This window comes from Microcystis sp. M_QC_C_20170808_M3Col, from assembly GCF_007095505.1.
Taxonomy (GTDB): Bacteria; Cyanobacteriota; Cyanobacteriia; order Cyanobacteriales; family Microcystaceae; genus Microcystis.
In genome coordinates, this window is sequence record NZ_SFBY01000482.1 from 19,198 (window position 1) to 27,116 (window position 7,919).

Genomic DNA, 7,919 nt, shown 5'->3' on the forward strand with positions numbered 1-7,919 from the left:
ATAATGGTACTGTTGTTGAGCTTTCGAGGCGTAAATATGAGTTTAACAGAAAAACAAAAAGACCTTTTGCGATAGATAGTTGAACAAGTACGGGCTGGTAATCTTAAAGAGGACAGTATTTGGTACATTAGGAATCTTACAGATTATGGTTGGGTTGGTTACAAGGGTTCTGATAGCTGTCCTCCTGTCACATTCGCAACGCTCGATATATTAGAAGAATATCGTTATATTAAGGGGCAAAAAAAAGACTCAAATCAATACAAGGGCGCTCTAACAGGAAAAGCTTATGAAGCGGTTGATTCTAACTTTGCTGAACCCGATCGCTCGGCTATTCCTCATCTAATTCCCTTGACTGAAGTTGAACATTTAGACTCCGAACTATGGGAGAGAGTCCGTTTTTCTGTGAGTGCGGGTGGAGATAATCCAAAAGCGTGGGATACTGGGATTCGCAATGCGACAGTGGTTTTAGAAGACCGCATGAGGAAACTGGGAAATATAGATAATATTAATCAAAAAGCCACGGGTAATGGTATTGTTAACCTAATTTTTGGAAGCAATAAATCTCTACAAAAAGATAAGCTTCCATCAGAAGAATTAGAGGCATACCGTGATTTATATTCGGGTACAATGAAGCTTTTTCGTAATCGTTACGCTCATCGATTCATCGATCCTAAACCAGAGGAGGGTGGGGCAATTATCCTATTCATCGATTTATTGTTGAAGATGCTAGATGATTTAGATTGGGAGACAGAAAACGAGAATACATAAATCTCTAATTCTTGTCTGGTTTAACTATTTACCGATAATTGTCTTCTAGCTTCGTAGAGGATGACAGCAGTAGCGATCGCAACATTTAAAGATTCCACACCACCAAAGAGGGGAATTTTCACCGTTTCATCAGCTAAAGTCGCTAATTGGGGCGATAAACCGGCTCCTTCATTGCCTAATAATATTAAAGTCGGACGGGTAAAATCAATCTCCCAATGGTTTTTAGTGGCTGTGGGTAAAGTTGCGATCGCTTTTACCCCCTCTGCTTGATATTTTTTCACTAAAGCCGATAAATCCGATTCTACCACCAGGGGCGATCGAAACCATTCCCCGGCGGAACTGCGGATCACTTTGGGATTATCGATTTCGACGCTATCGAGACTTAACCAGATACCCTGTACTTCCGTAGCCACGGCAGTGCGAATAATAGTGCCGAGATTGCCCGGGTCCTGCAATCTTTCCAAAACTAAGCCCAATTGTAGTGGATTTTGGGGGACTGGATGAAGGTGATGACGGGAAATAGTGGCAATAACACCATCGGGATTAACCGTTGTTGCAAGGGAAGCGAGGACTTCCGGGGAAACTATCTCGACTCGTTTGGCTTGATTTTGAAGCTTCTGCGCTAATTCTCCCTGTCTTTGCCGCCACTTTTCAGTATAAAAAACTGTCTCTAGGGAACAATTCACCGCTAAAGCTGTCTCTAGTAAGTGCGTTCCCTCAATTAAGGACAAATTCTGCTCCTGTCGCTCTCTAGTGCGGTGTAGCTTGCGAATTTGCTTGATTAAAGGGTTTTGAACACTGCTAATCATAGCCGTTACAGGAGAGCGATCAAGACTATAGCCAATAGGATTTTTCACCCCGCTAGGCCTACCCTAAACAACCACGTCTTGAGGGAGATAATGCGGAACTCGGGACTTGAACCCGAAAGTCTTTGCAGACACTAGAACCTGAATCTAGCGCGTCTACCAATTCCGCCAGTTCCGCATTTTTCTTTCACAATCTTCTATTATACTATCGGACAATCCATAAGTCAAGATGGTTCAGATAATTAAGACGAAAATCGCTTTTCGGGGTAGAATCACCAATAATTTCCTCAAAAATCTGATAAAATGCAGTGTCATTTTGCCGAAGCTATCCTTAGCCAAGACTGCCAACCAAGATAAATGAATGATCCTATGACCATCGATACCGAGCATCCCTATTTAGAAATTCAAGGTCGTCACTCTCTCAAGGGTGAAGTCAAGATCAGTGGTGCCAAAAATGCCGCTCTAGTCATTATGGCGGGGGCTTTACTCTGCTCCGACCAGTGCCAGATTAGTAATGTACCTGCCCTGGCCGATATCGAGCGGATGAGTCAAATTCTCTCGGCCTTGGGCGTGCAAGTCCGTCGCACCAGAGATAGACTAGAGATTGATGGCAGAGACCTCAAACAAGCTCAAGCACCCTACGATCTCGTCTCCCAGTTGCGGGCCAGTTTTTTCGCCATCGGACCGATTTTAGCCCGTTTAGGAGAAGCAAAAGTTCCCCTCCCCGGCGGCTGCGCCATTGGGGCCAGACCGGTGGATCTGCACGTTAGGGGTCTCCAGTCAATGGGTGCAGATGTATTAATTGATCGTGGCATGGTACACGCCCGCGTTAAAGGTAATGGTCGTCTGAAAGGGGCGAATATTTATCTGGATTATCCCAGTGTGGGAGCGACGGAAACCCTAATGATGGCGGCGACTTTAGCGGAAGGGGAAACCATTCTCGGTAATGCGGCCCAAGAGCCGGAGGTGATTGATTTAGCCGATTTTTGTGTTTCCATGGGTGCAAAAATTCGCGGTGCTGGGACCAATACAATTGTCATTGAGGGAGTTTCCCGTCTGCACAGTACCGATTACAGTATCATTCCCGATCGCATTGAAGCCGGAACTTTACTGATAGCCGGGGCGATTACCCGCTCAGAAATAAGTCTTTATCCCGTGATTCCGTGCCATTTAGCTTCGGTAATTGCCAAACTGCACGAAATCGGTCCGGAAGTGGTGGAAGATGGTCCTAATCGTCTGCGGATTATCCCTAAGGACTTAAAAGCCACCGATATCGAAACCCTGCCCTATCCCGGTTTTCCCACGGATATGCAGGCCCAATTTATGGCTCTATTAACTTTAGCCGAGGGCAGTAGTGTGGTTAATGAAACGGTTTTTGAAAACCGTCTGCGTCATGTGGCCGAATTAAAGCGTCTGGGAGCAGATATCAAGGTCAAAGGAAATGTGGCTTTAGTGCGCGGTGTGCCTTTCCTATCTGGGGCGCCGGTGATGGCCACGGATCTACGCGCTTCGGCAGCTTTGGTGGTAGCGGGATTGGCAGCCCGGGGGACTACTATTGTGCAGGGACTCCATCACCTCGATCGAGGTTACGATAATTTAGAGGGTAAATTAAGAGCATTAGGGGCAAATTTACGCCGGGTTGATCCTTTAGCCTCAGAATTGGCTACCTTGAGCCAATCTTAATAGGATGATTAGTTATCGCTGTTCTATCGGTGTTGAGTGGATTTCCCGTGGGCAACAATATAGAACAGCGTTATATTCAATCTAGTTGAGGAGATAAAAAATTAACCTAGTTTCTCCTGATTTCAGAGTTGCGACTCTAGGTTAATCTCACTTTTTTCACCACCTATTCATCCGCTGTAAAATAACGCTCTAGAAAATCGAGAGCATGATTTCTCAAATCATAATATTCTTGAGTTTCTCGCATGGCGTGACGATCCCGGGGATGGGGAAAAGGGACTGTTAAAATCTCACCGATATTAGCATGAGGCCCATTGGTCATTAAAACAATGCGATCGGACATAAAAATTGCCTCATCTACATCATGGGTAATCATGATCACCGCTTGCCGGTGACTCTCCCAAATTTTGAGAACTTCCTGTTGTAATTTTCGCTTAGTTAAAGCATCTAAAGCCCCAAAAGGTTCATCCATCAATAGCATTTTCGGTCGAGTTACCAAAGCGCGAGCGATGCCCACCCGCTGCTTCATTCCGCCGGAGATTTCTTCGGGATATTTATCAGCAGCGGCCGTTAAATGCACCATAGCCAAATGTTCATTAACAAGGCTATTTTTTTCAACTTTACTAGCACTTTTAAGAACTTCATCCACCGCCAAACGAATATTTTCTCGCACTGTCAACCAGGGCAAAAGAGAATAATGTTGAAAAACCATCATGCGGTCGGCCCCCGGTTGACGAATTAACTTTCCTTCTAAAGTGACCTGTCCCGAGGAGGCTTGTTCTAAACCAGCGATAATTTTTAAAAGCGTCGATTTGCCACAACCAGAATGACCGATCACCGAAATGTATTCTTGGGAACCAATAGTCAGATTGACCCCATCGAGAACGACAAAATTACTGCCATCAGCTTTAGGGTAAGCTTTAACGATATTTTTAATTTCTAAAAATTCCTCCCCAGAAAAGGAACCTGAGATCGAGTTAGGAACAGAGGAGAATTGAGCCATAATAATTATCCCTGCAAATAAAAGAATTGAGGTAAATTGGCGCGAATTTCAAAACTATTGAGATAACCAACGAGATCGCTAGGATCAAAAGCTTTTTGATCAATAAAAGACCTTGCTGGTACGACGTAATAATCCTCGCTGGGACAAATAATACCCATATCGTCGGCGATTTGACGGTATAAATCGGTTCTCCAAGCTTTTTTGGCTATTTCTTCGGCATTTTTGGGTATTTCAGCAATCTGTCCCCAGCGAGCGGCTTGGGTGATTAACCAAAGACTTTCGGATTGCCAGAGAAAGGTAGAATGATCGTGATCGGCTTTGGCAATATCCTCGGGCATGGCGAAAAAAATTGTCGTGGCTATGTCCTTAACCAGACGTTTTCGATCATCGAAACCGCCATAGTTGTAATCGCCAACAATGCCGGGGCGGGTCAATTGTGGTTTTGCCCCTGTAAACGAGCGCCCGGAAATGATCGTCGCTACTTCCTCTCGATTTTCAGGTCGATCGCAATACTGACAAGCTTCAATCATCGCTTTGACTAAAGAGCGATAGGTTTTCGGGTTTTCTTCGATAAAAGACTCCATCACCGCTAGAATGCGATCGGGGTGTCCTTGCCAGATTTCCCGTCCTTGGGCAAAGGTAAAACCGACCCCTTCGTGACCAGTAATCGCCCTAGTGTTCCAGGGTTCGGCCACCATATAAGCTTGCATTGTGCCAATACGCATATTGTTGACCATCTGCGGTGGCGGAATAATCAAAAGACGAAATTCCTCAATGGGATTAATGCCCATCGATGCCGTCAGATAACGCAGGAAGTATTCATAGATGGAGGAACTCAAGACTGCTGCCCAGATGCGCTCTTCTGGGGGGATACTCTGGAAATAGGCGTGCAGTTGCTTGCCCGCTTGCTGAAGATCGCCATTATACTCTCGCCAAGGTCGAAGGCCAAAATCCCACATCGGCCGGTTCATGGTCATAGCGTTGCCGTGTCGATGAATAGTCATCGCCCCACACAGAGGGGCAACCCGCGCCCCTTCTGCCCCCGTCCTCGCATTGGTAATCGCCCCGGAGACCACGGGAGAAGCGTCCAAGCGTCCGAAGATAATCCCATCACGGGAATTCGCCCAACTTGCTTCCCGACTGAGGGTGACATTCAGTCCATACTTGCGAAAAAAGCCTTTTTCCCAGGCAACCGCGAAGGGGGCGCAATCATTGACGGGGACATATCCCACGGTGAGGTTAGGTTTTTCTAGGGTTTTCGGATCGATAATCGGGGTTACGGCCAGGGCTGCCTCGGTTAATCCCGTCGGGTTGCGACTGGCATTGATAGTACAGGCAGTCAGGCTACCAGTAACCAGGGTCGTCCCCAATCCTTGAAGGAAGGTACGTCTAGATATGGGGGGAATCATGGTATTAACTGCCCGGTTTAGCGGGACGATGGGTGACAAGGACTTGTAAACGGCTAATTAGGTAATCGAGGATTAAACCGGTAACGCCAATGACAATCACCGCCAGAAAGACGGAACTAAGGTTTAAGCGATTCCACTCATCCCAAAGAAAAAACCCGATTCCCACACCTCCGGTTAACATTTCCACGGCTACGATGACTAACCAAGCAATTCCTAAACTTAAGCGCAATCCCGTAAAAATGTAAGGCAAACTAGCGGGGAGGATAATTTTAAAAATCTGGCGATATTTGGGCATTTCTATGACTCTGGCCACATCGATATAGTCTTTGGGTACACTACCGACTCCTAGGGCTGTATTAATCATGGTTGACCAGAGGGAGGTGATAAAAATAACAAAAATGGCCGAGGGTTCCGCGACTCCAAACATGGCTAGAGAGATGGGTAGCCAAGCTAGGGGAGAAACGGGGCGTAGAATTTGAATGATCGGATTGAGGATGAGCATAGCCGGCCGGGATAGCCCGATGAGAAACCCGACCGGAATAGCCACTAATGCTCCCAACAGAAAACCAATTAAGACGCGTCGCAAACTGGCTAGTAATAGCCAACCAATGCCGAGATTGCCCGGACCGCGACGATAGAAGGGATGGAGAATATAATCGAGATTGCTAGTCAAGGCCTGCCAAGGATTGGGCATCAATTCACTTCGGAAAGTCGCAATTATCCACCAGAGGGTAATCAGACCGATAAAACCCATCGCCGGATACAGTACCACATCCTTGAACAGCCAAGCTTTCGCTTGCCTGCCTGTGGCACGCGCAGCGACTAAAATAGCCGCAATATTCATGTTATTTACCCTTATATGAGGATCGAGGTACAGATAATGAGCAGTACCAACCAAGAATCCTGAAAGAGTCAGAATATTTGCAGGAATATCTCCTATTCTGTTTCCCTTCAGTCTTCCCCCAATGCCGACGAAGTTAGCTGACGGGCTAGGACTGAGAGATGTCCTTTTCATTGACTGAAATGCGCCCCAAATTCGGTTCCTCCGCTTCAACACACCGTCGTTGAATTAGGCTGACTTACTCTACTTGCTCAAAATGATAGCACATTCGATCGAGTTGTGGGAAAATCCCGGTCGCCTCTGATACTAAATCCTTTTTTAACAGTATGATTAACTCCCAATCCAACTTTAAAAACCCACTTCCTACTTCCCACTTCCCACTTCCTCACTTCCCAATTCATAATTCATAACGGGAGTCCGAAGCGATCGCATTCACCAAATCTTAGCCATTACTAACTCAAACCCCGGCAATTCTGGATCACCACTAATGGTTTCAGGAGTATTTAAAATCTCCGGTTCTCGATGGGGGCGATAAATATAGACTTGGCGATTTTGGCGATCGATTAACCAACCCAATAAAGTACCATTGGCAATATATTCCTCCATCTTTTTCTGCAAACTGGATACTGTATCACTAGCAGAACCTAATTCAATGACAAAATCGGGACAGATGGGGGCAAAAGAGGCTTTTTGTTTTTCTGTTAAAGCATTCCAGCGTTCTAATTTAATCCAAGCAGCATCGGGTGAACGAGTCGCACCATTGGGCAGCGTAAAACCCGCACTAGAATCAAACCCAAGCCCTGTCCCATCTAGTTCTGACCAGTTCCAAAGTTGAGCGGCTATATTAAGATTGCGATTACCCGTATCTGAAAAAGCAGCAGGCATAACGATCACTTCTCCACTGGCACTGCGTTCAATGCGTAAATCTCGATTGGCTAAACAAAATTGATAAAACTGCTCCTCCGTCATCGGCATAATCCAAGGAAGATCAATCATCAGAGGAGCCGAGGTCGCTTGTACAAGTAGTGTCGTCATATTTTCGCCCTACTCAAGAATTACATGAGTTAACAACTGAATGCCCCTCAATCTTAACTTAGCTCTTGTCATCGGCATTGTTGACTACTAGAGATAGAATGCGATCGCTCTTAACCTTGCTAAAGAAGCCTGACGGCGAGGAATGTAAAGATTTATAAAAATGTAGCTTAGGATACAGTTGTGGGGGGGGGGAATGTGTAGCATATCGACGTAAAATTAACACCAGAGAAAGATAATGAATCACGGTTGGTATTTCTCACTAGTGGACTGTTTCAGCTAAAATAGGGCAATAGCTCGAACAAGCAGAGGACATTTTAATGGGAAGAGGTCGGCGAGATAAAGTCAATCTAACAGGGGAACAAAGAGAAAACCTCGAA

The 7,919-nt window shown here is 45.8% G+C and carries 7 protein-coding genes, 1 tRNA gene and 1 riboswitch; of the genes, 2 read left to right on the forward strand and 6 right to left on the reverse strand.

Going from position 1 to position 7,919, the window contains the following annotated elements:
* Positions 1–75 precede the first annotated feature (75 nt).
* A complete protein-coding gene (locus tag EWV84_RS22370) occupies positions 76–768 on the forward strand; it encodes a TIGR02391 family protein (protein WP_287080175.1) in 693 nt (230 codons plus the stop codon).
* 20 nt (positions 769–788) lie between these two features.
* Here EWV84_RS22370 and EWV84_RS22375 read toward each other — a convergent pair whose 3' ends face one another.
* Together EWV84_RS22375 and EWV84_RS22380 are read right to left on the reverse strand one after the other, a co-directional pair.
* Positions 789–1,577 carry a TrmH family RNA methyltransferase gene (locus EWV84_RS22375; RefSeq protein ID WP_287080178.1) on the reverse strand — a complete coding sequence of 263 codons (789 nt, stop codon included), beginning with the start codon at positions 1,575–1,577 and terminating at the stop codon, positions 789–791.
* A 91-nt stretch (positions 1,578–1,668) separates the two neighbouring features.
* Positions 1,669–1,752 (reverse strand) — tRNA-Leu (locus tag EWV84_RS22380).
* 191 nt (positions 1,753–1,943) lie between these two features.
* On the opposite strand from EWV84_RS22380, the gene murA reads away from it, so the two are divergent.
* On the forward strand, positions 1,944–3,257 hold the full coding sequence (gene murA, locus EWV84_RS22385) for a UDP-N-acetylglucosamine 1-carboxyvinyltransferase (RefSeq protein ID WP_287080166.1): 1,314 nt from the start codon (positions 1,944–1,946) through the stop codon (positions 3,255–3,257).
* Positions 3,258–3,420: 163 nt separating this feature from the next.
* Here the strand turns inward: murA and EWV84_RS22390 are convergent, their stop codons facing one another.
* The 4 genes from EWV84_RS22390 to EWV84_RS22405 form a co-directional block, all read right to left on the reverse strand.
* Positions 3,421–4,257 carry an ABC transporter ATP-binding protein gene (locus tag EWV84_RS22390; RefSeq protein WP_286826359.1) on the reverse strand — a complete coding sequence of 279 codons (837 nt, stop codon included), beginning with the start codon at positions 4,255–4,257 and terminating at the stop codon, positions 3,421–3,423.
* Between the two features lie 5 nt (positions 4,258–4,262).
* A complete protein-coding gene (locus EWV84_RS22395; protein WP_286826360.1) occupies positions 4,263–5,666 on the reverse strand; it encodes a CmpA/NrtA family ABC transporter substrate-binding protein in 1,404 nt (467 codons plus the stop codon).
* Positions 5,667–5,670: 4 nt separating this feature from the next.
* Entirely contained in the window at positions 5,671–6,510 is an 840-nt protein-coding gene (gene ntrB, locus EWV84_RS22400; RefSeq protein ID WP_287080170.1) for a nitrate ABC transporter permease, read from the reverse strand.
* A 107-nt stretch (positions 6,511–6,617) separates the two neighbouring features.
* A riboswitch (cyclic di-AMP (ydaO/yuaA leader) is annotated at positions 6,618–6,752 on the reverse strand.
* Between the two features lie 187 nt (positions 6,753–6,939).
* Entirely contained in the window at positions 6,940–7,542 is a 603-nt protein-coding gene (locus EWV84_RS22405; protein ID WP_287080173.1) for a Uma2 family endonuclease, read from the reverse strand.
* Between the last annotated feature and the right edge of the window lie 377 nt (positions 7,543–7,919).